This is a genomic window from Pseudomonas sp. NFACC13-1 (assembly GCF_900104425.1).
In the GTDB taxonomy this organism is placed as follows: Bacteria; Pseudomonadota; Gammaproteobacteria; order Pseudomonadales; family Pseudomonadaceae; genus Aquipseudomonas; species Aquipseudomonas fluorescens_AA.
Map to the genome: position 1 here is coordinate 44,183 of NZ_FMXV01000029.1, position 25,751 is coordinate 69,933.

At 63.8% G+C, this 25,751-nt stretch carries 24 protein-coding genes; 16 read left to right on the forward strand and 8 right to left on the reverse strand.

The genetic code is table 11. The features are described from left to right. Positions 1-225: 225 nt before the first annotated feature. From BLQ55_RS26290 to BLQ55_RS26315, 6 genes are all read right to left on the reverse strand, one after another. Complete coding sequence (locus BLQ55_RS26290) at positions 226-705, reverse strand: chemotaxis protein CheW (protein ID WP_092204941.1); 480 nt, start codon at positions 703-705, stop codon at positions 226-228. Continuing rightward, the gene (locus BLQ55_RS26295; RefSeq protein ID WP_092258237.1) at positions 698-6,634 is read right to left on the reverse strand and encodes an Hpt domain-containing protein; all 5,937 of its coding nucleotides are present in this window, start codon (positions 6,632-6,634) and stop codon (positions 698-700) included. The genes BLQ55_RS26290 and BLQ55_RS26295 overlap by 8 nt, the downstream gene beginning before the upstream one ends. Positions 6,635-6,814: 180 nt before the next feature. Next, a complete protein-coding gene (locus BLQ55_RS26300; RefSeq protein WP_092258240.1) occupies positions 6,815-8,875 on the reverse strand; it encodes a methyl-accepting chemotaxis protein in 2,061 nt (686 codons plus the stop codon). Positions 8,876-9,032: 157 nt separating this feature from the next. Beyond that, positions 9,033-9,572 carry a chemotaxis protein CheW gene (locus tag BLQ55_RS26305; RefSeq protein ID WP_092204945.1) on the reverse strand — a complete coding sequence of 180 codons (540 nt, stop codon included), beginning with the start codon at positions 9,570-9,572 and terminating at the stop codon, positions 9,033-9,035. Between the two features lie 10 nt (positions 9,573-9,582). Beyond that, positions 9,583-9,948, reverse strand: coding sequence for a twitching motility response regulator PilH (gene pilH, locus BLQ55_RS26310; RefSeq protein WP_003206465.1), 366 nt, complete (start codon positions 9,946-9,948; stop codon positions 9,583-9,585). A 48-nt stretch (positions 9,949-9,996) separates the two neighbouring features. Next, on the reverse strand, positions 9,997-10,425 hold the full coding sequence (locus BLQ55_RS26315; RefSeq protein WP_092258243.1) for a response regulator: 429 nt from the start codon (positions 10,423-10,425) through the stop codon (positions 9,997-9,999). Positions 10,426-10,649: 224 nt separating this feature from the next. Between BLQ55_RS26315 and gshB the strand changes: the two genes are divergently transcribed. The 7 genes from gshB to BLQ55_RS26350 all read left to right on the forward strand — a co-directional run bounded on the left by gshB (position 10,650) and on the right by BLQ55_RS26350 (position 16,648). Beyond that, the gene (gene gshB / locus BLQ55_RS26320; protein WP_092204946.1) at positions 10,650-11,603 is read left to right on the forward strand and encodes a glutathione synthase; all 954 of its coding nucleotides are present in this window, start codon (positions 10,650-10,652) and stop codon (positions 11,601-11,603) included. A gap of 76 nt (positions 11,604-11,679) precedes the next feature. Next, complete coding sequence (locus BLQ55_RS26325; RefSeq protein WP_092258247.1) at positions 11,680-12,576, forward strand: energy transducer TonB; 897 nt, start codon at positions 11,680-11,682, stop codon at positions 12,574-12,576. Positions 12,577-12,752: 176 nt separating this feature from the next. Next, on the forward strand, positions 12,753-13,322 hold the full coding sequence (locus tag BLQ55_RS26330; protein WP_092203077.1) for a YqgE/AlgH family protein: 570 nt from the start codon (positions 12,753-12,755) through the stop codon (positions 13,320-13,322). After that, entirely contained in the window at positions 13,322-13,759 is a 438-nt protein-coding gene (ruvX, locus tag BLQ55_RS26335) for a Holliday junction resolvase RuvX (protein WP_092258250.1), read from the forward strand. Before BLQ55_RS26330 ends, ruvX begins: the two co-directional genes overlap by 1 nt. Before the next feature lie 85 nt (positions 13,760-13,844). After that, complete coding sequence (pyrR, locus tag BLQ55_RS26340; protein WP_060740208.1) at positions 13,845-14,351, forward strand: bifunctional pyr operon transcriptional regulator/uracil phosphoribosyltransferase PyrR; 507 nt, start codon at positions 13,845-13,847, stop codon at positions 14,349-14,351. Between the two features lie 24 nt (positions 14,352-14,375). After that, positions 14,376-15,380: an aspartate carbamoyltransferase catalytic subunit gene (locus BLQ55_RS26345; protein ID WP_003177495.1), complete on the forward strand. Its 1,005-nt coding sequence runs from the start codon at positions 14,376-14,378 to the stop codon at positions 15,378-15,380. Beyond that, positions 15,377-16,648 (forward strand): dihydroorotase, encoded by a 1,272-nt coding sequence (locus BLQ55_RS26350; RefSeq protein WP_092203079.1) that lies wholly within the window; start codon positions 15,377-15,379, stop codon positions 16,646-16,648. Before BLQ55_RS26345 ends, BLQ55_RS26350 begins: the two co-directional genes overlap by 4 nt. 122 nt (positions 16,649-16,770) lie before the next feature. Here the strand turns inward: BLQ55_RS26350 and BLQ55_RS26355 are convergent, their stop codons facing one another. Next, positions 16,771-17,199 carry an NINE protein gene (locus BLQ55_RS26355; RefSeq protein ID WP_060740206.1) on the reverse strand — a complete coding sequence of 143 codons (429 nt, stop codon included), beginning with the start codon at positions 17,197-17,199 and terminating at the stop codon, positions 16,771-16,773. A gap of 249 nt (positions 17,200-17,448) precedes the next feature. On the opposite strand from BLQ55_RS26355, the gene BLQ55_RS26360 reads away from it, so the two are divergent. Next, a complete protein-coding gene (locus BLQ55_RS26360; protein ID WP_060740205.1) occupies positions 17,449-18,060 on the forward strand; it encodes a C40 family peptidase in 612 nt (203 codons plus the stop codon). A 170-nt stretch (positions 18,061-18,230) separates the two neighbouring features. Here the strand turns inward: BLQ55_RS26360 and BLQ55_RS26365 are convergent, their stop codons facing one another. Continuing rightward, positions 18,231-19,265: a type IV pilus twitching motility protein PilT gene (locus tag BLQ55_RS26365; RefSeq protein ID WP_092203081.1), complete on the reverse strand. Its 1,035-nt coding sequence runs from the start codon at positions 19,263-19,265 to the stop codon at positions 18,231-18,233. A 54-nt stretch (positions 19,266-19,319) separates the two neighbouring features. Here BLQ55_RS26365 and BLQ55_RS26370 point away from each other — a divergent pair, with 54 nt between their 5' ends. The 8 genes from BLQ55_RS26370 to hemW all read left to right on the forward strand — a co-directional run bounded on the left by BLQ55_RS26370 (position 19,320) and on the right by hemW (position 25,733). Further along, the gene (locus tag BLQ55_RS26370; RefSeq protein WP_092258253.1) at positions 19,320-20,006 is read left to right on the forward strand and encodes a YggS family pyridoxal phosphate-dependent enzyme; all 687 of its coding nucleotides are present in this window, start codon (positions 19,320-19,322) and stop codon (positions 20,004-20,006) included. A gap of 34 nt (positions 20,007-20,040) precedes the next feature. After that, positions 20,041-20,859: a pyrroline-5-carboxylate reductase gene (proC, locus tag BLQ55_RS26375; protein WP_092258256.1), complete on the forward strand. Its 819-nt coding sequence runs from the start codon at positions 20,041-20,043 to the stop codon at positions 20,857-20,859. Positions 20,860-20,869: 10 nt separating this feature from the next. Next, positions 20,870-21,460, forward strand: coding sequence for a YggT family protein (locus BLQ55_RS26380; protein ID WP_092203087.1), 591 nt, complete (start codon positions 20,870-20,872; stop codon positions 21,458-21,460). A gap of 256 nt (positions 21,461-21,716) precedes the next feature. Next, a complete protein-coding gene (locus BLQ55_RS26385) occupies positions 21,717-22,856 on the forward strand; it encodes a homoserine O-succinyltransferase MetX (RefSeq protein ID WP_092258259.1) in 1,140 nt (379 codons plus the stop codon). Between the two features lie 7 nt (positions 22,857-22,863). Beyond that, positions 22,864-23,484 (forward strand): methionine biosynthesis protein MetW, encoded by a 621-nt coding sequence (gene metW, locus BLQ55_RS26390; RefSeq protein WP_060740200.1) that lies wholly within the window; start codon positions 22,864-22,866, stop codon positions 23,482-23,484. 25 nt (positions 23,485-23,509) lie between these two features. Beyond that, a complete protein-coding gene (locus BLQ55_RS26395) occupies positions 23,510-23,944 on the forward strand; it encodes a DUF4426 domain-containing protein (protein WP_092203089.1) in 435 nt (144 codons plus the stop codon). Continuing rightward, a complete protein-coding gene (gene rdgB / locus BLQ55_RS26400) occupies positions 23,941-24,537 on the forward strand; it encodes an RdgB/HAM1 family non-canonical purine NTP pyrophosphatase (RefSeq protein ID WP_060740198.1) in 597 nt (198 codons plus the stop codon). The genes BLQ55_RS26395 and rdgB overlap by 4 nt, the downstream gene beginning before the upstream one ends. Then, entirely contained in the window at positions 24,534-25,733 is a 1,200-nt protein-coding gene (hemW, locus tag BLQ55_RS26405) for a radical SAM family heme chaperone HemW (protein ID WP_092203091.1), read from the forward strand. Before rdgB ends, hemW begins: the two co-directional genes overlap by 4 nt. Positions 25,734-25,751: the final 18 nt, after the last annotated feature.

A 25,751-nucleotide genomic window follows, 5' to 3' on the forward strand; every position in this document is an offset into this window, starting at 1 on the left:
CCACTCCACGGGTTCGCTGTCGTGGGGGTTACCTTAGGAGTGTTGAGGCGAGGGCATCAATCAAGCTCAGCGGCGGATCGTTACGGTTGGAGTAACGGTTAAAAAACGGCGCCAGCCCCTGTGGGAGCGAGCTTGCTCGCGATGACGGTGGATCAGTCAACACTGAGCCGGCAGACACTGCGCTATCGCGAGCAAGCTCGCTCCCACATGGGCGCTACATAGGCTTCAGGATTTGTGCTGCTGCACCAACCCGGCCGCCACCACCAACTCCTCCAACGCCAGCAAGTCCGGCACTTTCGCCACATGTTCCCCCACTTGCACCGCCGCCTGCTCCAGCCCGCACAGCGGCACGTCGACATAGCTCAACTGACTGTCGAGCTTGTAGGACCGCGGGATCCCTTGCACCAGCAATGCGATGAAGCGCAGCTCCGGTCGGCCGCCCAAGGCATTGAGGATGACGATGCGTGCTCGCTCGCCGATCACGGTTTTCTGGCCGCAGGCCGATTCGAAGCTCAGCAGCGGGATTTGCCGTTCGCGCCAGCCCACCCAGCCCAGGAACCACGGCGGGGTGTCCATATCGAAGGCGCTGCTCTGGTAGTCGATCAGTTCGGCCACCGCCACGTTGGGCAGGATCAGGTGGCGGTCGGCCAATGGCAGCAGCAGGCCAGTGAGGTGGCTGGCGCGTGAGTGATGTAGGTCATGCATGGCTTCTGCTCCAGTAGGCGATGCTGTCGAGCAGCACCGATTCCTGGTACGGCTTGCCCAGGTAGTCGTTGACACCGATGGCCATGGCGCGGTCGCGGTGCTTCTGACCGGTGCGGGAGGTGATCATGATGATCGGCAGGTGCGCCAGGCGTGGGTCGTTGCGCACTTGCGTGGCCACTTCGAAGCCGTCCATGCGCGGCATCTCGATGTCCAGCAGCATCAGGTCAGGCGCGTGCTCGGACAGCAGCGCCATGGCGTCCACGCCGTCCTTGGCGGTCAGGACGTGCATGCCATGGCGCTCCAGCAGGCGGCTGGTGACCTTGCGCACCGTCACCGAGTCGTCCACCACCAGCACCAGCAGCGGCCGTTGCGGCTCACCCTCGCCTTCCGCCGGCACCTGGCGGCGCGGGACCTGGTGGGGCAAGGCGCGGATCGGCGCCAGCAGGTCGAGAATCAACACCACCCGGCCATCCCCCAGGATCGTCGCCCCGGACAAACCCTGCACCGCCGAGAATTGCGGGCCAAGGCTCTTGACCACGATCTCCCGGGTCCCGGCGATAGCGTCCACCTGCACGGCCACGTGCCGCTCGTTGCACTGCACCAACAGCACCGGCAACGGCTGGCTCTGGCCCAGCAGCTTCGGCCGGGGGCCGGTTTTCAGCAACTCGCCCAGGTAGCACAGTTCATAGCGTTGCCCGGCATAGGTGTAGGTCGGCGGGTCGAGTTGGTAGTAGCCGTCCAGTTCGGCCGGCAACACCCGGACAATGCTTTCGATGGCGTTCAGCGGGATCGCGTACTGGTCTTCGTGACAATGCACCATCAACGCCCGGTTCACTGCCACGGTAAACGGCAGGCGAATGCGGAAATGCACGCCCTGCCCCGGCGTGGAGTCGATGGTCATGCTGCCGCCCAACTGCCGCACCTCTTCGTGGGCCACGTCCATGCCCACGCCACGCCCGGAGATCTGGGTGATTTTTTCCGCCGTGGAAAACCCTGGTTGCAGGATGAACTGCAGCACGTCGCGGTCGCTGATATCGCTGTCCGGCGCCAGCAGGCCCCGCTTGATCGCCTTGCTCCGCACCGCCTCCAGCGGCACGCCGGCACCGTCGTCGCGGATGTCGAAAATGATGTCGCCGCCTTCCCGCGACAGGTCGAGGCTGATGCGCCCTCGCGCCGGCTTGCCGGCGGCGAGGCGCACGTCGGCCGGTTCCAGGCCGTGGTCGACGGCGTTGCGCAGCATGTGCTCCAGGGGCGCGGCCATCCGTTCCAGGACGTTACGGTCCATTTCGCCGTCGGCATTGCCCACCACGAACTCCACGTCCTTGCCCAGTTCCTGCGCCACTTGCCGGACGATGCGCTTGAGCCGCGGCAGCATGCGCTCGAACGGCACCATGCGCGTGCGCATCAGGCCTTCCTGGAGTTCGGTGTTGATCCGCCCCTGCTGTTGCAGCAGGAGTTCGGCATCGTGATTGCTGCGATCCAGGGTTTCCTTGAGTTCGAGCAAGTCCGAGGCAGACTCGAACAGCGCCCGGGACAGTTGCTGCAACTGGGAATGCCGATCCATCTCCAGCGGGTCGAACTCTTCGTAGCCCAGGCGCTCGGCCTCCACTTGTTGACGACTGAGAATCCGCCCCTGGGTTTCGGTATCCAGGCGCCGCAACTGGTCGCGCATGCGCTCGATGGTGGTTTCCATTTCGCTCAGGGCCACGTGTGCGTCGTTGACCTGCTGTTCGATGCGCCCACGGAAAATCGACGTTTCCCCCGCCAGGTTCACCAGGTCGTCGAGCAGTTCGGCGGAGACCTTGACCATGTCCGCCCCGTCGCCCGCTGCACCGGGGTCTTGTCTGGCGGGCGCCGCGGGCGGACTTGCGATGGGGGGCGTGATCGGCTCCGGCGCCGGAACAGCCTGGGACACCGCACTTGCCTGGGGATGATTCACCGCCTGGATCTGCGCGATCAGCCGATCGGCCAGCGGGCACGGATGGCCGGCGCGCACCGCATCGAGCATCTGCGCCAGTCGGTCATGACTGCTTTGCAGCAAGGCAAACAATGCCGGGGTCGGCTGGAGCAGGCCCGCCGACAGGCCTTCGTAGAGGTTTTCCAGCTCATGGGCCAGGTCGCCGATAGGGACGATTTCCACCATCCGCGCACCGCCCTTGAGGGTGTGCAAATCCCGCAGCAGGGTTTCCACGGCCTGGCGATTCGACGGTTCTTCCTGCCAGCGCAGCAGCGCCGCGCCTGAGCTGTCGAGGATGTCGAAGCCTTCTTCGAGGAAGATTTCCAGCAACTCGGGATCATGGCCGGCGCCGTCGGCCTGGGCCGCTGCGCTCGTCTCGATGGCGTTCGGCTTGTCCTGGCGGAACCTTCGGATAGCGTCGATCAGCGCAACGGGATCGCCCAACGGTTGGCCCTGTTGCAACTGCCCGAGCAACAGGTCCAGGCGTTCGTGGCTGCTGCCGAGCAGTTGCGCCAGTTCCTCACTGTAGCTGTAGCGCCGGTCCACCAGCCCTTCGTAAAGGTTTTCCAACTCCTGGGCCAGATCGCTCACCGGCCGGATGTCGGCCATCCGCGCGCCGCCCTTGAGGGTGTGCAAGTCGCGTTGCAGCGAGGACAGCGGCGCACCGTTGTCCGGATCGGCCAACCAGCGCTGCAAGGCCTGGGCGGCACTTTCGAGGATGTCCTGGGCCTCTTCGAGGAAAATCGACGCGAGGTCATCGTCCACCGAGGTCTCGGCGGGCGCGTCACGTTCCATTTCCGCCGTCGCGTGGCCCAGTTCGCGGATACTCAGCGTGCGGCTGCCGTCGCTACGGATCAGGCCAGTGGCCGACGGGTCGAGGCTCTCCTGAAGCAGGCGACGCAGGGCCGCTACCCGCTCTGGCTGCGGACGCACATGCTGCCCGGCCGCCAGCTCATCGAGCATGTCAATCAGCGCTTCATGGGCGAGCTGCGCCTGCTGGAAAAATTCATCGCTGACCGCCAGGCTGCTTTCTTCCACCGCGCCGTAGAGGTCAAGCAAGGCTTCGCAGAGTTCGTCCACCGGGTGCAGGTCGGCCAGGTGCGCACCTTCGCCGAGGGTCGTCAGTTCATCCAGCAGCGCACTCAGTTCCTGGCCTTCGCCGGGGTGCTGCTGCCAGCGCTGCAAGAGGCTTTCGGCGTCCAGCAGGATGTCCATGCCCTGGGCGAGGAAGTTGTTGATCAGCTGTGGATCGCGCTTGGTCCGTATCGCTTTGTCGGGCGCACTGTTGGCGGCGTGCAGACGCTCGGCCAGCAGGGCCTGGGCGCGCTGGATCAGATCCCCGGCGCCGGGGATCGGCGCCAGCGGCTCGCTGTGCAACTGGCGCAGGCCGCGGCGCAGCAGCCCTTCGGCCTCCAGCAGCAACTCCACCTCATCCAGGTCGAGGGCAATCAGGTGCGCCCGGTACTCCCGGGCCAGTTCATCCATCGCACCGGCCAGCTCGGCGATGGGTAGCACGCCGGCCATCGAAGCGCTGCCCTTGAGGGTGTGCAAGGCCCGCTGCAATTCATCGCTGGCCTGCAACGGCAGGTGGTCGGCCGCCTGGTCGAGAAAACGATTGAGGCTGGCGAGGTGGCCCTGGGCTTCGTTGTCGAAGATCTTCAACAACAGCGGATCGAGAGCGGTCACGTCCTGCTCATCGTCTTCATCGTCTTCATCGCCGCCCTTGGCCAGTGCATGGGCGCGGGCGGCCAGGCGGTCGACGTCATCGCGCTGGCGCTGCCGATTGGCCGCGAATTCGGCCACCAGGGTCGGCAACAACGGCACCGTGTCTTCGATCAACTGACGGACCGACGCCTGCGGCTCGACGCTGCGTTCCAGTACCCGGTTGAGCAGGTTTTCCACGGCCCAGGCCAGTTCACCCAGCACCAGCGCCCGCACCATCCGACCACTGCCCTTGAGGGTGTGGAAGGCCCGGCGCAGTTCGCTCAAGGCGCCGTGGTCGTCGGGATGCGCACTCCAGCGTGGCAAGTATTCACGCAGGACGTCGAGCACCTCGGCGGTTTCCTCGAGGAAGACCTCACGCAACTCGTCGTCCACCGGGCTCTCGTCCAGCGGTGGAGGCAACAGGCTGCCTGGGGTGCTCCTGGCCGGCGGATTGACCGCCGAGACCGGGCTGGCCAGCACCTGTGCCAAGGACTGCACCGTCTGCGGGTCATCCAGTTCCTGCAAGTCCTGCATGACCTGGGCTTCGTTGGGACTCAACACATCGTCAAGCACCGGCACCCGCGCTTCGTCAGGGTAATAACCGAGCGCGGCCAGGCTCCGTTCGACCCCATCGAGCAAGGGCTCGCCAGGGGTTTCCGGGTCCTCGCTCAAGCGCTCCAGGTAGTATTCGAGACCGGTGATCACGTCGGCCAAATGATCGAGCTCTTCCCAACCCGGCTGGGCCCGCTCCAGCAACAGATGGTCACGGATGAACGCGTTGCAGGCCTCCACCAGGCTGGCGGCACGGCTCAGGGGGATCATCGCCAGCGCACCGCGCACCTGGGTCAGCAGCGCCGGCAACGGTTGCAGCTGCTCGCTGTTCCAGTCCGCGTCGATGTAGTCGACGATCATATCCTTGGCCTGTTGCAGGCAGGTGTGGGCTTCCTTGATGACAATCTGGTGGATCTGGGTCAGGTCGGTGGTGGGCAGGTGCGTGTCTTCGCGGCTCTCGGGCTCGACGGTGCCGACCATGCCGGCCAGGGTCGCCTCGACATAGAGCAAGGCCCCGGCTACGTCCATGAGGGTCGCGTCATCCGGCTCGCGCTGGCCCTGGGCGAGGCTCAGCACCACCGCCAGTTGATCGATGATGACCTTGCGCGGCTGGCCGAAACCCAGCACCGCCAAGGTGTCGGCGATCTGCCGCAACGGCGCCAGCAGGCAGTCCAGTTCCGAGGCGTGCTGGCGATCGCTGCGCACGAACAGGTCCAGGCGCTCCTTGACCCGTACCAACTCCTCGCACAGCGCGGCGAGCACCGAGCGCATGGCATCGCGGTCGGGCCCGGCCAGGCGCGCGCGTTCTTCGTCGACCATGGCGCTGTCGGGCAGCGCGTCGTCCAGTGAGTAGCGTTCTTTCATGATCTGCATCTGCCCGCTGGGATGTTCGGCCTTGGCAATATAGAACAACAAGCTCTTGAGCAGGTGGGGCGGTGCCGGCTGATTGATGCCGGGCATGCCTTGGTCCAGCAGGCGCTTGAGTTCCTTGTCGGCTTCCTTGAACAGGCTGCGCAGCGCCGGGCTGTTGGCGATGCGCCCGTCACGCATGCCTTCGACCAGCGCTGAAGCCACTTGCCATAAGGCATTGAGCGGCGCCCCGGCACACAACGTTTCCAGGCGCTGGAAAACCTTGGCCAGGTAACCGAGGTGGGTCGCGTCATCCTGCTCGCGCAGCAGGCCCACCAAGGCCATTTGCAGGGTCTGGCGCCATTTGCGCAAGGTGTTCGGCAGGTCCGCGGGTTCGAGGCGCTGCAAGGCCTCGTCGCTGAGCGGCGCGATATCGGGCAATTCGGGACTGAACAGGCTGGTTTCCGACAACAGGCTCTCGCCCCGGGCACTGCGCAGGTCGTTGATCAGGGGCAGTACCACCAGCGGCAGGTCGCGGCGGGCGCCTTGTATGCGGTCCAGGTAGATCGGCAACTGCCCCAGGGCCTGGCTCAACAGACTGATGGCTTCACCGCGATGGGTGACGCGATTGTCCCGCAGGGCGGCGCACAGCTGCTCCATCTCCTCGGCCAGCAACGCCGCACCGTAGAATTCGACCATCTGCAGGCTGCCGTGGACCTGGTGAATGCAGGCCAGGCATTGCCCGAGGGCGTCCGACGCCTGGGGATCGTCCACCAGGCGATTGAGGGCCAGATGGGCCTGCTTCAGCGTTTCGGCAATCTCGCCCTTGACCCATTCCAGGGCCACGTAGTCGTGCCGATCACCCATAACCACTCCAAATCAACCTGTGGCGAGGGGATTTATCCCCGCTGGACTGCGAAGCAGTCCCAAAATAGCCAGCCTGGTACATAGCGATTGGGTTCTGCATTGCCAGGGGCCGCTTCGCGCCCCAGCGGGGATAAATCCCCTCGCCACAGAAGATCTCTGCGGCCAGGAAAGTGCGGCCAGTCACCCCTTGTCCTCATCCGCCACAGGTGCGGCCGGCAAGGTAAAACCCGACACCGAACGGCGCAGCTGGCTGGCCATTTTCGCCAGGTTGCCAATGCTCTCGGCAGTGGCGGTGGAACCGGATGAGGTCTGCGAGGTGATCTGCTGGATCACGTTCATGGTCAAGGAAATCTGCCCCGCCGAGGTGGTCTGTTGCTGCGCAGCGTTGGAGATGCTCTGGATCAGCGCCGCCAGGGTCTTGGACACGCCTTCGATTTCTTCCAGGGCGACGCCGGCGTCCTGGGCCAGTCGCGCACCGCGCACCACTTCGGTGGTGGTCTGCTCCATGGAGATCACCGCTTCGTTGGTGTCGGCCTGGATCGCCCGCACTAGGGTTTCGATCTGCCGGGTCGCCGCCGACGAACGCTCGGCCAGGCGTTGCACTTCATCGGCCACCACCGCGAACCCGCGCCCGGCATCGCCGGCCATGGACGCCTGGATGGCGGCGTTGAGGGCCAGGATGTTGGTCTGGTCGGCGATGTCGTCGATCAGGCTGACAATGTCGCCGATTTCCTGGGATGACTCGCCCAGGCGCTTGATGCGCTTGGCGGTGTCCTGGATCTGTTCGCGAATGTTGTCCATGCCATGAATGGTGTTGTGCACCACCTCGTTACCCTTGTTGGCAATCTCCACCGAACGCTCGGCCACCGCCGACGATTCGGCGGCATTGGCCGACACCTGGTCGATGGACTGGGCCATTTCATTAATTGAAGTCGAAGCTTCGGAAATTTGCTGGGCCTGGTGCTCGGACGCCTGGGCCAGGTGCATCGCCGTGGCCTGGGTTTCCTGCACGGCCGCGGCGACCTGGCCGGCGGTGAGGTTGATGGTCGCCACCAGATCCCGCAGTTGGTCCACCGAGTAGTTGATGGAATCGGCGATGGTGCCGGTGAAATCCTCGGTGACCGAGGCCGTGACGGTCAGGTCGCCGTCGGCCAGGTCCTCGATTTCATCCAGCAGCCGCATGATCGCGTTCTGGTTGCGCTCGTTCTTTTCCGCGGTTTCGTGCAACTGGCGGTTGGTCTCGCGGACCATCACCAGCCCGATCAGGATGATCGACATCAGCGCCAGCAGGCCCAGCACATAGCCGCCGATGGTATTGACGGAACGCCCGCCGGCCAGGTTTTCGAAGGCCGTGGCCAGGTGCGAAGCCTCGTCGAGCAAGGTCTGCGACAAGTTGAAGATATTGCCGGCCGATTCGCGGACCTTGAACAACTCCGGCGAGGTCTCGAGGATTTCATCCACCGAGCCGGACACGAACTCGAACAGCTCGCTGATTTCGCTCAGCCGCGCCCGGGCATCGCGGTCCTGGACCTGGGAGATTTTCAGGGCCGGGTCACCTTGCAACATGCCATTGAGCACCTGGCCAAAACGCGCCGCATCGCGACCGAAGGTATCGGCGGCCTGGCTGGCGTTTTCGTCCCCCGCCAGCACGGTATTCACCGCGCCGAGAATCCGCTCGGCCAGCAGGGACTGGCGCTGGGCCATGGCCACTTGGGTGGCCGGCGCGCCACGTTGCAGCAGGATCTCGACGACTTTTTCGTACTCGACCTGCAACTGTGGCACGGTTTCGGCCAGGGTGGCCGCCACCTGGTGCAGCGACAGCACGGTCTGTTCGCTGGAGAGGATGGCATCGGTGTTCTTGAGCAGGCGCTCCCAGTCCAGCTGCACGGCGCGCATCTGCGGGCGCAGGGTGGCGGGCGCAGGGGGCAGGCCGGTCACAGGGTCGCCCTGTTTCAGGTAGCCCCAGCGCTGGGCGAAGTCATTGCGCGCATCGCTCAGCAGCTTGAACGCCGCAGGCTTGCCGGCGGCGGCCTCGGTGGCGTTCTTGGCGATGCGCTGGGACAGCACCCGCAGCTCACCGGCATGGCCGATGTACTGTTTGTCGTAGGTGGACTGGGTGTTGAGGTAAGCGAAGTTGGCGAACAGCAGCACCATGAAGACGATCAGCGCGACGAACAGCACGATGATCTGCGAACGACTGCGCGACGCTTCCAGTGGCTTGCCTGTTTTTACTTTGATCATCGGTTCTCGCCTGTGCTGCCCAGTCCAACTCACTCACCGTGGTCCCATGTGGGAGCGAGCTTGCTCGCGATAGCCTTGGATCAGTCAGCATTGCCCTGACCGACCTACCGCAATCGCGAGCAAGCTCGCTCCCACAAAGGGCCTGCGCTGCATCTCGTCAAATCGCCACATCCATGAACCCCGGTGACCGTGCCAGGGCAAACGGGCTGAACACCTGCCACTCGCGCTCGCCGCCGAACCGGCCCTTGACGAAGGCCGCTTCCGGGCCGTCGTGGTCGTCCACCAGCATCGGCTCCAGGCTATCCTGGGCAAAGTGCTGCAACCCGAGGACCTCGTCCACCAGCAACCCGGCGAACACCTCGTCGTGGTCCACCACCAGCACCCGCCGCTGCTTGCGCACGGTGGACAGCTCATGGCCGAAGAACCCGCACAGATCCATCAACGGCAACAAGCGCCCCCGCAGGTTAGCCACGCCACGCACCCACGGCTTGACCCCGGGCAAATGCGTGTAACGTGGCTCGTGCAGCACTTCACTGACTTCGCCCATCGGCGCTACATACCAGTGCTCGCCCAGGCGAAAGCCGATGCCGCTCCAGCCGGCACGGTGGGTCGGCTGGGAGGGCAGGTCCGCCCCCAGCAGCCGGCAACGCCGGTCGATCTGCAGCAGCAGTTCGAAGGCCGTCAGGGACTGGCTCATGGCCGCGCCGTCAACCCGCCAGTACTTTGTTCAGGGTCGCGATCAGGGTTTCTTCGTCCACCGGCTTGGTCAGGTAGTCCTTCGCCCCCTGGCGCGTACCCCAGACCTTGTCGGTGTCCTGATCCTTGGTGGTGATGATGATCACCGGGATATGGCCGGTGTCCGGGTCCTTGGTCAACTGGCGCGTGGCCTGGAAACCATTGAGGCCGGGCATGACGATGTCCATCAGCACCGCATCGGGTTTTTCCTGGCGGGCCAGCGCCACGCCATCGGCGCCATTCTCGGCCTTCAGGACCTGATGGCCGTGCTTTTCCAGCATGCCGGTCAGTTTGTACATTTCAGTCGGCGAATCATCGACGATCAGAACTCGTGCCATGGTATTCCCCATTTTCTTGTTGACCCCAGGCCCGTTGGCCGAGTGTCATTAATGTGCCTGGTGCGGCTGGACAGCGGTAAAGCCCGGGACATGGGCCTGTATCGCCCCCAGCAGTTCTTCCTTGCTGAACGGCTTGGTCAAAAACTGATCGGAACCGACGATGCGCCCCTTGGCCTTGTCGAACAACCCATCCCTGGACGACAGCATGATCACCGGCGTGGCCTTGAACGCGCTGTTGTTCTTGATCAGGGCACAGGTCTGGTAGCCATCGAGGCGCGGCATCATGATGTCGACGAAGATGATGCCCGGGTGATGGTCGGCAATCTTGGCCAGGGCATCGAAACCGTCGATCGCCGTGATCACCTCGCAGCCCACGTTGCGCAGCAAGGTTTCGGCGGTGCGGCGGATGGTCTTCGAGTCGTCGATGACCATGACCTTCAAGGCGCTGGGTTGCTGTTGCGTAGAGTGCTCTGCCATTGCCGCTGCGGACCGGTTTTTAACGCCTGAGAGTGAACGACAGCGCAAACCCTTGATGTTCAAGGCCCGCACGTCACATGGCAGCCTTTTTAGCACAGTCTCCATCGCCGATCTATCGGCCGCTCGGCGCGGTGGTTTTTCCTTGACCGCCAATCTTCCGGGCGCCACTCTGACGCCACTTTTTCACGCCATTATGTGCCCATCACATTTCGAGGAACCAAGCCATGAGCGTACGCGTCGGCATTGTCATGGACCCTATCGCCAGCATTTCCTATAAAAAGGATAGCTCGCTGGCCATGCTGCTGGCCGCTCAGAAGCGCGGCTGGGAGCTGTTCTACATGGAGCAGCGCGACCTCTACCAGGCCGAAGGCCAGGCGCGGGCGCGAATGAAGCCGCTGAACGTCTTCGCCAACCCTGAGAAGTGGTTCGAGCTGGGCGACGAGCGCGATGCGCTGCTCAGCGACCTGGACGTGATCCTGATGCGCAAGGATCCGCCGTTCGACATGGAGTTCGTGTACTCCACCTACCTGCTGGAACAAGCGGAAAACGCCGGCGTGCTGGTGGTCAACAAGCCCCAGAGCCTGCGCGACTGCAACGAAAAGCTGTTCGCCACGCTGTTCCCGCAGTGCACACCGCCGACCATCGTCAGCCGTCGCCCGGACGTGTTGCGCGAATTTGCCGACCATCACGGCGACGTGATCCTCAAGCCCCTGGACGGCATGGGCGGTTCCTCGATCTTCCGGCACACCGCCGGCCACCCGAACCTGTCGGTGATCCTGGAAACCCTGACGCTGCACGGCAAGCAGCAGATCATGATCCAGGGCTACCTGCCGGCCATCGTCGATGGCGACAAACGCATCCTGATGATCGATGGCGAACCGGTGGATTATTGCCTGGCGCGTATCCCGGCGGCCGGTGAAACCCGGGGCAACCTGGCAGCCGGCGGACGTGGCGAGGCGCGGCCGTTGACCGAGAAGGACCGCTGGATCGCTGCCCAGGTCGGCCCGACCCTGCGGGAAAAAGGCCTGCTGTTCGTGGGCCTGGACGTGATCGGCGAGCACCTGACGGAAATCAACGTCACCAGCCCGACCTGCATCCGCGAGATCGATAACGCCTTTGGCACCGACATCGGCGGCCTGTTGATGGATGCCATCGATCAGAAGCTCAAGGCTCGTTGATCCAGATCTGCTGAAGGGAACCCACATTGCGTTATCATGCCCGGCCTGAAAAAAACGCGATGTTGGTTTCCTTGTCATGACACTCCCGTCCGATCTGCCCCAAGAGCTCGCCCATCGCAGCGTGCGCCCGGCTGATCGCCTCGGTTTTACCCTGTTCCTGGCGGCGTTGATCCACCTGGCCTTGCTGCTGGGCGTCGGGTTTGCCACGGTCGAGCCGAAACAGATCAGCCAGACCCTGGAAATCACCCTGGCCACCTTCAAGAGCGAAACCAAGCCCAAGAAGGCCGACTTCCTCGCCCAGGAAAACCAGCAAGGCAGCGGCACCCTGGAAAAGAAGGCGATCCCCAAGACCACCGAGATCGCGCCCTTCCAGGACAACACGGTGCAGAAAGTCACCCCGCCGCCCGCCGCCAAGCCCGAAGTGCAGGAAACGGCGCCCAAGGCGGCCGTGACCACCGTGGCGCCGAAGCCGAAGAAAGCCCCGGTCAAGGAAGAGGTCAAGCCTGATCCCAAGCCCCAGGCCCCCACGCCCACCTTCGACAGCTCCCAGCTGTCCAGCGACATCGCCAGCCTGGAAGCCGAACTGGCCCAGGAGCAACAGCTCTACGCCAAGCGCCCGCGCATCCACCGCCTGAGCGCCGCTTCGACCATGCGCGACAAGGGTGCCTGGTACAAGGACGAGTGGCGCAAGAAGGTCGAGCGCATCGGCAACCTCAACTACCCTGACGAAGCGCGGCGCAAGCAGATCTACGGCAACCTGCGGCTAATGGTCTCGATCAATCGTGACGGCTCGCTGTATGAAGTGCTGGTGCTCGAATCCTCCGGCCAGCCGCTGCTGGACCAGGCCGCACAGCGGATCGTGCGCCTGGCCGCACCGTTCGCGCCGTTTACCGGGGACCTGTCGGACATCGACCGGCTGGAAATCATCCGCACCTGGAAATTCGCCCGCGGCGACCGGCTGTCCAGCAACTGATAACCATCCAATCCCCTTGTGGGAGCGAGCTTGCTCGCGATAGCAGACGGCCAGTCGACCTCTGTGTTGAATGATCAATTGCTATCGCGAGCAAGCTCGCTCCCACAGGGGATTGGTGACAGTCTCAGGCATTTCCCGGCTTGTCAGTTCGCCCCTGCGCCGCCACACTAGCGCCTATGAAAAACGTCAGCCCCACCTACCTCAAGCATCACTTCCTGATCGCCATGCCGCACATGGCCGATCCGAACTTTGCCCATACCTTGACCTACATCGTCGAGCACACGGCCAATGGGGCCATGGGGCTGGTGATCAATCGCCCGCAGGAGCTGAACCTGGCGGACATCCTTGAGCAACTGCGGCCCGAGATCGAACCGCCACTCTTGTGCCAGCACGTGCCGATTTTCATCGGCGGCCCGGTGCAGACCGACCGCGGCTTCGTGCTCCATCCGTCGGGCCCCAAATACCAGGCCACGGTAGACCTGGACGGCTTGTCGCTGTCCACCTCCCAGGATGTGCTGTTCGCCATCGCCGACGGCGTCGGCCCGCAGAAAAGCCTGATCGCCCTCGGCTATGCAGGCTGGGAACCCGGGCAACTGGAAGCCGAGCTGGCCGACAACGCCTGGCTGACCTGCCCGTTCGACGCCGACATCCTGTTCAATACCAGCAGCGAACTGCGCCTGGAAGCGGCGGCCAGCCGGTTGGGGGTCAACCTCAGCCTGCTCACCAGCCAGGCAGGACACGCCTGATGGCCCTGCGCTTGCTGCTGGGCTTCGATTACGGCACCAAACAGATCGGCGTAGCGGTCGGCCAGGTCATTACCGGCCAGGCCCGCGAGCTGTGTACCTTGAAGGCGCAGAACGGTGTTCCGGACTGGAACCAGGTCGAAGCGCTGATCAAGGAGTGGAAACCCGATGCCGTGGTGGTCGGCCTGCCGCTGAACATGGACGGCACGCCCAGCGACATGTGCCTGCGCGCCGAAAAGTTCGCCCGCCGGCTCAATGGCCGCTACAACCTGCCCTTCTATACCCATGACGAGCGCCTGACCACGTTCGAGGCCAAGGGCGAGCGCCTGATGCGCGGCGGACAGAAAGGCAGCTACCGCGACAACCCGGTGGACGCCATCGCCGCCGCCCTGCTGCTGCAAGGCTGGCTCGACGCCAACGCCGCCCTGTTCGAAACCTGATTTTTTACAAAGCGCCGCCAAGGCGCTTTCTTTTAGCGATAAGCCGCGCCACTCACCACCGGCCCGGGAACCTGAAGGAGCCAGCATGAGCCTGCCCAATCCTGCCGAACTGATCAGCCAGATGGCGATTCGTCTCACGGCACACCTGGAACACCGCGGCATCAGCGAACCGCGCTACATCGGCATTCGCACCGGTGGCGTCTGGGTCGCCCAGGCCTTGCTCGAAGCACTGGGCAGCCAATCGCCGCTGGGCACCCTGGATGTGTCCTTCTACCGCGACGACTTCAGCCAGAACGGCCTGCACCCGCAAGTACGCCCCTCGGCACTGCCGTTCGAGATCGAAGGCCAGCACCTGGTGCTGATCGACGACGTGCTGATGAGCGGCCGGACCATCCGCGCCGCCATGAACGAATTGTTCGACTACGGTCGCCCGGCCAGCGTGACGCTGGTGTGCCTGCTGGACCTGGACGCCGCCGAGCTGCCGATCCGGCCGAACGTGGTCGGCGCGACGCTGACGCTGGCCGCCCATGAGCGGGTCAAGCTCTCCGGGCCGTCGCCGCTGCAACTCGAACTGCAAGACCTTGCCCTTTAACTGCCCTTGTAAGAGTCCATCGCGATGACGCCTCTCGAAACCAAGCGCCCGCTGCAGCTCAACGATCAGGGCCAGCTGCGGCACTTCCTGTCCCTCGACGGCCTGCGCCGCGAGCTGTTGACGGAAATCCTCGACACCGCCGACTCGTTCCTCGAAGTCGGTGCCCGGGCGGTGAAGAAAGTCCCGTTGCTGCGCGGCAAGACCGTGTGCAACGTGTTCTTCGAAAACTCCACCCGCACCCGCACCACCTTCGAACTGGCGGCCCAGCGCCTGTCGGCGGACGTGATCACCTTGAACGTGTCCACGTCCTCGGCGAGCAAGGGCGAAACCCTGCTCGACACCTTGCGCAACCTCGAAGCCATGGCCGCCGACATGTTCGTCGTGCGCCACGGCGACTCCGGCGCAGCGCACTTCATCGCCGAACACGTGTGTCCGCAAGTGGCGATCATCAACGGCGGCGACGGCCGTCACGCCCACCCGACCCAGGGCATGCTCGACATGCTGACCATCCGTCGACACAAGGGCAGCTTCGAAAACCTGTCGGTGGCCATCGTCGGCGACATCCTGCACTCGCGGGTCGCCCGCTCGAACATGCTGGCCCTCAAGACCCTCGGTTGCCCGGACATCCGCGTGATCGCGCCGAAAACCCTGCTGCCCATCGGCGTCGAGCAATACGGCGTGAAGGTCTACACCGACATGACCGAAGGCCTCAAGGACGTGGACGTGGTGATCATGCTGCGTCTGCAACGCGAGCGCATGACCGGCGGCCTGCTGCCCAGCGAAGGCGAGTTCTACCGCCTGTTCGGCCTGACCACCGCCCGCCTGGCCGGGGCCAAGCCGGATGCCATCGTCATGCACCCGGGGCCGATCAACCGCGGCGTGGAGATCGAGTCGGCGGTGGCCGACGGGCCGCACTCGGTGATTCTCAACCAGGTGACCTACGGCATCGCCATCCGCATGGCGGTGCTGTCCATGGCCATGAGCGGGCAAACGGCCCAGCGCCAATTCGACCAGGAGAACGCCCAGTGAAGCTCAGCATTCTCGGCGCACGCGTGATCGATCCGGCCAGCGGCCTGGATCAAGTGACTGACATTCATATCGATGCCTGCAAGATCGTCGCCCTGGGCGCCGCGCCCACCGGTTTCGTGGCGGCTGAAATCCTCGACGCCCAGGGCCTGGTGGCCGCGCCCGGCCTGGTGGACCTGAACGTCGCCCTGCGCGAACCGGGCTACAGCCGCAAAGGCAGCATCGTCAGCGAAACCCGGGCCGCCGCGGCCGGTGGCGTGACCAGCCTGTGCTGCCCACCACAGACCAAACCGGTACTGGACACCTCGGCCGTGGCCGAACTGATCCTCGACCGCGCCCGCGAAGCCGGCAACACCAAGGTCTTCCCGATCGGCGCGCTGAGCAAGGGCCTCGACGGTGAGCAACTGGCCGAACTCATCGCCCTGCGCGACGCCGGTTGCGTGGCGTTCGGCAACGGCCTGAACAGTTTCCGCAACACCCGCACCCTGTGCCGCGCCCTGGAATACGCGGCGACCTTCGGCCTGACGGTGATCTTCAACTCCCAGGATCACGACCTGGCCGAAGGTGGCCTGGCCCACGAAGGTCCGACCGCCAGCTTCCTCGGCCTGCCGGGCATCCCGGAAACCGCCGAGACCGTGGCCCTGGCCCGGGACCTGCTGTTGGTGGAACAAAGCGGCGTGCGCGCCCACTTCAGCCAGCTGACCAGCGCCCGCGGCGCGGCGTTGATCGCCCAGGCCCAGGCCCGCGGCTTGCCGGTGACCGCCGATGTGGCGCTGTACCAACTGATCCTGACCGACGAGGCGCTGATCGACTTCAACAGCGTCTACCACGTCCAGCCGCCGCTGCGCACCCGCGCCGACCGCGATGGCCTGCGCGAGGCGGTGAAGTCCGGGGTGGTCTCGGCCATCTCCAGCCATCACCAACCCCATGAGCGTGATGCCAAGCTGGCCCCGTTCGGCGCCACCGAGCCGGGCATCAGCAGCGTCGAACTGCTGCTGCCGCTGGCCCTGACGCTGGTGGAGGACGGCTTGCTGGACCTACCGACCTTGCTGGCCCGCCTGAGCGCCGGCCCGGCCCAGGCGCTGCAATTGCCGGCGGGGAAACTGGCGGTGGGCACCGCGGCGGACCTGGTGCTGTTCGACCCAGCCGCGTCCACCGTGGCCGGCGAAGCCTGGCGTTCCAAGGGCGACAACTGCCCGTTCCTCGGTCACAGCCTGCCGGGAGTGGTGCGCTATACCCTGATGGATGGGCGGATCACCCACCAGGCCTGATACCGCGCCGTTTCTATCGCGAGCAGGCTCGCTCCCACAGGGGGATCTTGGTGAACACATGATGGGTGAACACCTCGATCCAATGTGGGAGCGAGCTTGCTCGCGATACAGGCGACTGGGTCTTACTGAAAAGCCCCACGCTTCTGCGCATTACGAATCGACACCTGATCGTTCAGCGTCCAGAAGTCATACAGCACCCCGAGGAAAAACACCCCACCGGTCAGCAGGTAAATAATCCCGCTGATCCACTTGCCCTGATACATCCGGTGTACGCCCAGCACCCCGAGAAACGTCAGCAGAATCCACGCCACGCTGTACTCGATCGGCCCTGGGGTGAAACGCAGGTCCGCCTCGCGGTCCATGGCGGGGATCAGGAACAGGTCGATCAGCCAACCGATGCCCAGCAGGCCGAAGGTGAAGAACCAGATCGTGCCCGTGACCGGCTTGCCGTAATAGAAACGGTGGGCGCCGGTAAAACCGAAAATCCACAGCAGATACCCGATGACTTTGCTGTGGGTATCGCGGATGGCGTCCTGCTGATAGCTGTTCATGAATGGCCTCTTTTACCTCGATAGAAAAATTTGTTCGGACTTTGTGTGACTTTTTTATGTCTCGCCGACAAGCGGTCCTGAGCGACTTGAACCAAGCAAACCCCCGTGGTGTCGGGGTTCTGTCGGACAATCGGGTCAATTTGTCGCATTTATGCGGGGTTCGTAGCGACTTCCGAATCGACAAACGGCCTCAGGAACGCGAAAAAAGCTGTTATAAAGTTGCGCGCTAACCTTTAAGAGCCTTGCCTAATGCGTCCATTTTTCAAGACATGGCTAACCATTTGCCTATTATTGCCACTGGCCGCCCACGCCACCAATCGTGAGCAACGTCTTCCCAACGTCAACGGCTATACCCCGAAATCCCATGTTTCTGCTCCCTCGAGCAAGAACAAGCCAAGCGTCCAGCGCGTGGGCACGGCCAACAGCAAGCTGGTGCCGCCCATGGCGACCAAAGCGAGCAGCAACGTGCTGAGCCGCGCCGTGAATGTACTTGGCACACCTTATCGTTGGGGCGGCAGCAGCCCAAGTAAAGGCTTCGATTGCAGCGGGTTGGTCAAATACGCTTTCAACGACGCCACGTTCGACCTGCCGCGCACGTCCAACGCCATGGCCGCCGGTCACGGCGAGAAAGTCGAGCGCAAGGATCTCAAGCCCGGCGACCTGATCTTCTTCAAGCTCAAGAGCCGTCGGGTCAACCACGTGGCCATCTACCTGGGCAACGACCGCTTCATCCACGCCCCACGCCGCGGCAAGTCGGTGACCATCGACACCTTGAACAAGCCGTACTGGGACACTCACTACGTGGTGGCCAAGCGGGTACTGCCGAAAGAACCAGGTGCGCTGCGCGTGGTTCAGCGCTGATCAGAAGAGCCTGCCAGCCCCCTTGTGGCGAGGGGATTTATCCCCGCTGGGCTGCGAAGCAGCCCCAAATGGCTAGCCTGAAATAAAGGTGAAAGCCTTATATTGTTGGGGGGCGCTTCGCGCCCCAGCGGGGATAAATCCCCTCGCCACAGGTCACACCGCTTGCCCCTCTAGAAGTTATCCGGCGTCCGCGCCTTCTCCCGCGCATGTTCGCGGCTGATCAGGCCCTTGTTCACCAAGTCCTTCAAACACATATCCAGCGTCTGCATCCCCAGCGAACCGCCGGTCTGGATCGATGAGTACATCTGCGCGATTTTGTCTTCGCGGATCAGGTTCCGAATGGCCGAGGTCCCCAGCATGATTTCATGCGCCGCGATCCGGCCCCCACCGATCTTCTTGATCAGCGCCTGGGAAATCACCGCCTGCAACGACTCCGACAGCATCGAGCGAACCATGGATTTCTCGTCACCGGGAAACACGTCCACCACCCGGTCGATGGTCTTGGCCGCCGAGGTGGTGTGCAAGGTGCCGAACACCAGGTGCCCGGTTTCGGCGGCGGTCAGCGCCAGGCGAATGGTTTCCAGGTCGCGCATCTCGCCCACCAGGATCACGTCCGGATCCTCCCGCAGGGCTGAACGCAGGGCCGTGGAGAAACTTTGGGTGTCGCGGTGCACCTCGCGCTGGTTGATCAGGCATTTGCGCGGTTCGTGAACGAATTCGATAGGGTCTTCGATGGTGAGGATGTGATGGTGCTTATGGCTGTTGAGGTAGTCGATCATCGCCGCCAGGGTGGTGGACTTGCCCGAACCGGTCGGCCCGGTCACCAGCACCAGTCCGCGCGGCGATTCGGTCACCTTGCGAAACACCTCGCCCATCCCCAGGTCTTCCATGGTCAGGACTTTCGACGGAATGGTCCGGAACACCGCCCCCGCGCCGCGATTCTGGTTGAAGGCGTTGACCCGGAATCGCGCGACGCCCGGCACGTCGAAGGAAAAGTCAGTCTCCAGAAACTTTTCGTAATCCACCCGTTGCCGGTCGTTCATGATGTCGTAGATCAGTTCATGGACCTGCTTGTGGTCCAGCGCCGGCAGGTTGATCCGCCGCACATCGCCATCCACGCGGATCATCGGCGGCAGCCCGGCGGACAGGTGCAGGTCCGATGCCCCCTGTTTGGCGCTGAACGCCAGCAGTTCAGTGATATCCATAGCGCTCCTCAATTCCAGTAGAATGCCGCGAACCTCACCGCTGGCGCTTCCTTTATGTCCACGATAGCAGACAACATTGCTCAGGTTAGTTCGCGCATCCGCACGGCGGAGCAGACCGCCCAACGTACCGAAGGCAGTGTCCAACTGCTGGCCGTGAGCAAGACCAAGCCTGCCCAGGCCCTGCGTGAAGCCTATGCCGCCGGCCTGCGGGACTTCGGCGAGAATTACCTGCAAGAGGCCCTGGGCAAACAGGTCGAATTGACCGACCTGCCCTTGATCTGGCACTTCATCGGCCCCATTCAATCGAACAAGACGCGCGCTATCGCCGAACACTTCGATTGGGTGCATTCCGTGGATCGTTTGAAAATTGCACAGCGCCTGTCCGAGCAGCGCCCGGCCGAGTTGCCGCCGCTGAACATCTGTATCCAGGTCAATGTCAGCGGTGAGGCCAGCAAATCCGGCTGCACCCCGGAGGACCTGCCCGCCCTGGCCAGCGCCATCAACGCTTTGCCGCGCCTGAAGCTGCGCGGGCTGATGGCGATTCCCGAACCCACCGAAGAACGTGCCGCCCAGGATGCAGCCTTCGCCGCCGTTCAACGCCTGCAAGCCAGCCTGGCACTGCCGCTGGACACACTTTCCATGGGCATGAGCCACGACCTCGAGTCGGCCATTGCCCAAGGCGCCACCTGGGTGCGCATCGGTACCGCCCTGTTTGGTGCCCGCGACTACGGTCAATCCTGAACATGACCGACTCATCTCTTTATAAGGACCTGTCATGAGCAACACGCGTATTGCCTTCATCGGCGCCGGCAACATGGCCGCCAGCCTGATCGGCGGCCTGCGGGCCAAGGGCCTGGACGCTTCGCTGATCCGCGCCAGCGATCCGGGTGAAGGGGCCCGCACCCGAGTGAGTGCCGAGCACGGCATCGAAACCTTCGCCGACAATGCCCAGGCCATCGACGGTGCCGACGTCATCGTGCTGGCAGTCAAGCCGCAAGCGATGAAAACCGTCTGCGAAGCCCTTCGCCCCAGCCTCAAGCCCCATCAACTGGTGGTGTCGATTGCCGCCGGCATCACCTGCGCCAGCATGAACAACTGGCTCGGCGAACAGCCGATCGTACGCTGCATGCCCAACACGCCGGCGCTGTTGCGCCAAGGCGTCAGCGGCCTGTTCGCCACGCCACGGGTGAGCGCCGAGCAACGCCAGCAGGCCGAAACCCTGCTGTCGGCCGTTGGCCTGGCCCTGTGGCTGGACACCGAACAGCAACTGGACGCGGTCACCGCCGTCTCCGGCTCGGGCCCGGCGTACTTCTTCCTGCTGATCGAAGCCATGACCGCCGCTGGCGAAAAGCTTGGCCTGACCCGGGAAACCGCCGCCCAGTTGACCTTGCAGACCGCACTCGGTGCCGCGCACATGGCGGTATCGAGCGACGTCGATGCGGCCGAGCTGCGTCGTCGCGTGACCTCGCCGGCCGGCACCACCGAAGCGGCCATCAAATCGTTCCAGGCCGGGGGCTTCGAAGCCCTGGTGGAAAAAGCACTCGGCGCCGCCGCGCACCGCTCGGCCGAGATGGCCGAACAACTGGGCCAATAAGGAGCCATTCATGATTGGATTGAACACCGCAGCGGTCTACGTGCTGCAAACCCTCGGTAGCCTGTACTTGCTGATCGTGCTGCTGCGTTTCGTGCTGCAACTGGTGCGCGCCAACTTCTACAACCCGCTGTGCCAGTTCATCGTCAAGGCCACCCAGCCGCTGCTCAAGCCGCTGCGCCGGATCATCCCGAGCCTGTTCGGCCTGGACATGTCGTCGCTGGTCCTGGCGATCCTCGTGCAAATGGCGCTGATGGCCCTGACCCTGCTGCTGACCTACGGCACCACCGGCAACCCGCTGCAATTGCTGATCTGGTCGATCATTGGCGTGACCGCGCTGTTCCTGAAGATTTTCTTCTTCGCCATGATCATCAGCGTGATCCTGTCGTGGGTCGCGCCGGGCAGCCATAACCCGGGGGCCGAACTGGTGAACCAGATCTGCGAGCCGGCCCTGGCGCCGTTCCGCCGCATCGTGCCGAACCTGGGCGGCCTGGATATCTCGCCGATCCTGGCGTTCATGGTGCTCAAGCTGATCGACATGCTGGTGATCAACAACCTGGCGGCGATGACCCTGATGCCGGAAATCCTGCGGCTGCTGATCTGACCCCGTAGGAGCTGCCGAAGGCTGCGATCTTTTGATCTTTCGCTTGAGACTCAAGTGTCTGGGAAAGATCGCAGCCTCGTTGCACTCGGCAGCGCCTACAGGGCCGCTTCGCGCCCCAGCGGGAGCAAGCTCCCTCGCCACAAAAAACTCATCCGACACAGGGTTTTCACCCAAGGAACAATCAACGCCGCCCTTTGCTTGCCGCCTGCCACAGTGGTCTTTAGACTTACGCCTCATTTCAACGCGAGCAGGGTCGATGCCAGCTGCCTTTCCCCCCGATTCCGTTGGTCTGGTGACGCCGCAAACGGCGCATTTCAGCGAGCCCCTGGCCCTGGCCTGCGGCCGTTCGTTGCCAGCCTATGACCTGATCTACGAAACCTACGGCACCCTCAATGCCACGGCGAGCAACGCCGTGCTGATTTGCCACGCCTTGTCGGGGCATCACCACGCCGCCGGCTACCACAGCATCGACGACCGCAAGCCCGGCTGGTGGGACAGTTGCATCGGCCCGGGCAAGCCCATCGACACCAACAAGTTCTTCGTGGTCAGCCTGAACAACCTGGGCGGCTGCAACGGCTCCACCGGCCCCAGCAGCCTCAACCCGGACACCGGCAAGCCCTTCGGCGCCGATTTCCCGGTGCTGACCGTGGAAGACTGGGTCCACAGCCAGGCCCGCCTGGCCGACCGCCTCGGTATTGGCCAGTGGGCCGCGGTGATCGGCGGCAGCCTGGGGGGCATGCAGGCCCTGCAATGGACCATCACCTACCCGGACCGCGTGCGCCACTGCCTGGCAATCGCCTCGGCCCCCAAGCTGTCGGCGCAAAACATCGCCTTCAACGAAGTGGCGCGCCAGGCGATCCTCACCGACCCCGAATTCCACGGCGGTTCGTTCCAGGAACACGGCGTGATCCCCAAGCGCGGGCTGATGCTGGCACGGATGGTCGGGCACATCACCTACCTGTCCGACGACTCCATGGGCGAGAAATTCGGCCGTGGCCTCAAGAGCGAAAAGCTCAACTACGACTTCCACAGCGTCGAGTTCCAGGTCGAGAGCTACCTGCGTTACCAGGGCGAGGAGTTTTCCGGGCGTTTCGACGCCAACACCTACCTGCTGATGACCAAGGCCCTGGACTACTTCGACCCGGCGGCGAACTTCGACGATGACCTGGCGAAAACCTTCGCCAAGGCCACCGCCAAGTTCTGCGTGATGTCGTTCACCACCGACTGGCGCTTCTCCCCGGCGCGCTCGCGGGAGCTGGTGGACGCGCTGATGGCCGCGCGCAAGGACGTCTGCTACCTGGAAATCGACGCACCCCAGGGCCACGACGCCTTTTTGATCCCGATCCCGCGCTACCTGCAGGCGTTCGGCAACTACATGAACCGTATAACGCTGTGAGGACGCCATGAGAGCCGATCTGGACATCATCCAGGAATGGATCCCCGCCGGCAGCCGCGTGCTCGACCTGGGCTGCGGCAACGGCGAACTGCTGACCTGGCTGCGGGACAACAAACAGGTCACCGGCTACGGCCTGGAAAACGACCCGGACAACATTGCCGAGTGCGTCGCCAAGGGCATCAACGTCATCGAGCAGGACCTGGACAAGGGCCTGGGCAACTTCGCCAGCAACAGCTTCGACATCGTGGTCATGACCCAAGCCCTGCAAGCGGTGCACTACCCGGACAAGATCCTCGACGAAATGCTGCGGGTCGGGCGCCAGTGCATCATCACCTTCCCCAACTTCGGCCACTGGCGCTGCCGCTGGTACCTGGCGAGCAAGGGGCGCATGCCGGTGTCGGATTTCCTGCCCTACACCTGGTACAACACGCCGAACATCCACTTCTGCACCTTCAAGGATTTCGAGGCGCTGTGCCGCGAACGTGAAGCCAAGGTCATCGATCGCCTGGCCGTGGACCAGCAGCACCGCCACGGGTGGGCCAGCAAGCTATGGCCTAATCTGTTAGGTGAAATAGGCATCTATCGGGTCAGCAGCCCAGGCCTTGCCGATTACCAGGTCGCGGTGTAAGCCCCGGCCTCACCAGGAGCACGACATGAAACGTCTAGCGTTGTTTCTCATCACCGCTTGCCTGAGCGTTGGCGCCATGGCCGCCGACGTCATCAAGGGCGAGCGCAAGGAAGTGTTCGGTGATATCACCGTGCACTACAACACGTTCAACTCCACCTTCCTGACACCCGACATCGCCAAGGCTGCCGAGCTGATTCGCAGCAAGAACCAAGGGGTGATCAATGTCTCGGTGATCAAAAGCGGCAAGCCATTGATCGCCGACGTCAGCGGCACGGTGAAGGACCTGACCAGCAAGACAGTCCCCCTCTCCTTCCGCCAGATCACCGAACAAGACGCGATCTATTACATCGCCCAGTATCCAGTGGACCAACAGGAAACCCGCACCTTCGAGATCAAGGTGCAAACCGGCGACAAGATCAACACCATCAACTTCAACCAGGAACTGTTCCCCGGCGAATGATGAACCTCACCCAACTCGTACTGGCCAGCCACAACGCCGGCAAACTCAAGGAACTGCAGGCCATGCTCGGCGGGTCGGTGCAGTTGCGCTCGATTGGCGAATTCAGCCAGGTGGAACCGGAAGAGACCGGCCTGTCGTTCGTCGAGAACGCCATCCTCAAGGCCCGCAATGCCGCACGCATCTCGGGCCTGCCGGCGCTCGCCGACGATTCCGGGCTGGCCGTGGACTTCCTCGGCGGCGCACCGGGCATCTACTCGGCCCGTTACGCTGACGGCAAAGGAGACGCTGCGAACAACGCCAAGCTGCTCGATGCCCTCAAGGACGTGCCCGAAGCCGAGCGCGGCGCGCAGTTCGTCTGTGTACTGGCCCTGGTGCGCCACGCCGACGATCCGCTGCCAATCCTCTGTGAAGGCCTGTGGCACGGGCGCATTCTCACCCAAGCCAGCGGCGAGCACGGTTTTGGCTACGACCCGTTGTTCTGGGTGCCGGAGCGCAATTGCTCCAGCGCCGAGCTGGGGCCGGTGGAAAAGAACCAACTGAGCCACCGCGCCCGCGCCATGGCCCTGCTGCGTCAACGCCTGGGCCTGCAATGATCGATGACGCTCCCGCACCGCTGATCCATGGCGGTGTACAAACGCCCCGGGCGCCACTGCCGGTGTTGCCGCCCCTGGCGTTGTACATCCACATCCCGTGGTGCGTGCGCAAATGCCCGTATTGCGACTTCAACTCCCACACCGCCAGCCCGCAGCTGCCGGAGGAGGAATACGTCGACGCCTTGCTGGCAGACCTCGACCAGGATCTGCACGCGGTCCATGGTCGCCCGCTGAGCTCGATCTTTTTCGGTGGCGGCACCCCGAGCCTGTTCAGTGCCCAGGCCCTGGGCCGATTGCTCAAGGGGGTCGAGGCGCGGATACCGTTCGCCCAGGACATCGAAATTACCCTGGAAGCCAACCCCGGCACATTCGAGCAAGAAAAATTCGTCGCTTACCGGGCCTTGGGCATCAACCGCCTGTCCATCGGCATCCAGAGCTTCCAGCAGGCCAAGCTCGAAGCCCTGGGGCGCATCCATAACGGTGACGAAGCGATACGCGCCGCCGGCATGGCCCGCCAGGCCGGGTTCGACAACTTCAACCTGGACCTGATGCACGGGCTACCCGACCAGTCCCTCGACGATGCCTTGAGCGACCTGCGCCAGGCCATTGCCTTGAAGCCGACCCACGTGTCCTGGTACCAGTTGACGCTGGAACCGAACACGGTGTTCTGGAATCAGCCGCCGACCTTGCCCGAAGACGACACGCTGTGGGATATCCAGGAAGCCGGGCAGGCCTTGCTGGCCGAACACGGCTACGTCCAATACGAAGTCTCGGCCTACGCCCAGCCCGGTCGGGCGGCGCGGCATAACCTCAACTACTGGAGCTTCGGCGACTTCATCGGCATAGGCGCCGGCGCCCACGGCAAGCTCAGCCATCCGGACGGGCGCATCGTGCGCACCTGGAAGACCCGACTGCCCAAGGACTATCTCAATCCGGCCAAAAGCTTCCAGGCTGGCGAGAAAACCCTGGCCAATGAAGAACTGCCGTTCGAGTTCCTGATGAACGCCCTGCGCCTGACCGCAGGCGTGGACGCGCGACTGTACCCGGAACGCACCGGGTTGCCCCTGCAAAGCCTGGCCGAAGGCCGGCGCGAGGCCGAACAAAGCGGGTTGTTGCAGGTCGAACCGACACGTCTGGCGGCCACCGAGCGCGGACAGCTGTTTCTCAATGACTTGCTGCAGACATTTCTGAGCTGATCAACACAAGGAAATCGA

What these genes read in the sequence shown, in the direction of transcription:
- BLQ55_RS26295 (WP_092258237.1), bottom strand. Translation starts at nt 6,634, where the DNA reads ATGGGTGATCGGCACGACTACGTGGCCCTGGAATGGGTCAAGGGCGAG.
- rdgB (WP_060740198.1), top strand. Translation starts at nt 23,941, where the DNA reads ATGATGAACCTCACCCAACTCGTACTGGCCAGCCACAACGCCGGCAAA.
- BLQ55_RS26385 (WP_092258259.1), top strand. Translation starts at nt 21,717, where the DNA reads ATGCCAGCTGCCTTTCCCCCCGATTCCGTTGGTCTGGTGACGCCGCAA.
- BLQ55_RS26305 (WP_092204945.1), bottom strand. Translation starts at nt 9,572, where the DNA reads ATGAGCCAGTCCCTGACGGCCTTCGAACTGCTGCTGCAGATCGACCGG.
- BLQ55_RS26380 (WP_092203087.1), top strand. Translation starts at nt 20,870, where the DNA reads ATGATTGGATTGAACACCGCAGCGGTCTACGTGCTGCAAACCCTCGGT.
- ruvX (WP_092258250.1), top strand. Translation starts at nt 13,322, where the DNA reads ATGGCCCTGCGCTTGCTGCTGGGCTTCGATTACGGCACCAAACAGATC.
- pyrR (WP_060740208.1), top strand. Translation starts at nt 13,845, where the DNA reads ATGAGCCTGCCCAATCCTGCCGAACTGATCAGCCAGATGGCGATTCGT.
- BLQ55_RS26395 (WP_092203089.1), top strand. Translation starts at nt 23,510, where the DNA reads ATGAAACGTCTAGCGTTGTTTCTCATCACCGCTTGCCTGAGCGTTGGC.
- BLQ55_RS26360 (WP_060740205.1), top strand. Translation starts at nt 17,449, where the DNA reads ATGCGTCCATTTTTCAAGACATGGCTAACCATTTGCCTATTATTGCCA.
- metW (WP_060740200.1), top strand. Translation starts at nt 22,864, where the DNA reads ATGAGAGCCGATCTGGACATCATCCAGGAATGGATCCCCGCCGGCAGC.
- proC (WP_092258256.1), top strand. Translation starts at nt 20,041, where the DNA reads ATGAGCAACACGCGTATTGCCTTCATCGGCGCCGGCAACATGGCCGCC.
- BLQ55_RS26365 (WP_092203081.1), bottom strand. Translation starts at nt 19,265, where the DNA reads ATGGATATCACTGAACTGCTGGCGTTCAGCGCCAAACAGGGGGCATCG.
- BLQ55_RS26370 (WP_092258253.1), top strand. Translation starts at nt 19,320, where the DNA reads ATGTCCACGATAGCAGACAACATTGCTCAGGTTAGTTCGCGCATCCGC.
- BLQ55_RS26300 (WP_092258240.1), bottom strand. Translation starts at nt 8,875, where the DNA reads ATGATCAAAGTAAAAACAGGCAAGCCACTGGAAGCGTCGCGCAGTCGT.
- gshB (WP_092204946.1), top strand. Translation starts at nt 10,650, where the DNA reads ATGAGCGTACGCGTCGGCATTGTCATGGACCCTATCGCCAGCATTTCC.
- hemW (WP_092203091.1), top strand. Translation starts at nt 24,534, where the DNA reads ATGATCGATGACGCTCCCGCACCGCTGATCCATGGCGGTGTACAAACG.
- BLQ55_RS26345 (WP_003177495.1), top strand. Translation starts at nt 14,376, where the DNA reads ATGACGCCTCTCGAAACCAAGCGCCCGCTGCAGCTCAACGATCAGGGC.
- BLQ55_RS26330 (WP_092203077.1), top strand. Translation starts at nt 12,753, where the DNA reads ATGAAAAACGTCAGCCCCACCTACCTCAAGCATCACTTCCTGATCGCC.
- BLQ55_RS26315 (WP_092258243.1), bottom strand. Translation starts at nt 10,425, where the DNA reads ATGGCAGAGCACTCTACGCAACAGCAACCCAGCGCCTTGAAGGTCATG.
- pilH (WP_003206465.1), bottom strand. Translation starts at nt 9,948, where the DNA reads ATGGCACGAGTTCTGATCGTCGATGATTCGCCGACTGAAATGTACAAA.
- BLQ55_RS26355 (WP_060740206.1), bottom strand. Translation starts at nt 17,199, where the DNA reads ATGAACAGCTATCAGCAGGACGCCATCCGCGATACCCACAGCAAAGTC.
- BLQ55_RS26325 (WP_092258247.1), top strand. Translation starts at nt 11,680, where the DNA reads ATGACACTCCCGTCCGATCTGCCCCAAGAGCTCGCCCATCGCAGCGTG.
- BLQ55_RS26290 (WP_092204941.1), bottom strand. Translation starts at nt 705, where the DNA reads ATGCATGACCTACATCACTCACGCGCCAGCCACCTCACTGGCCTGCTG.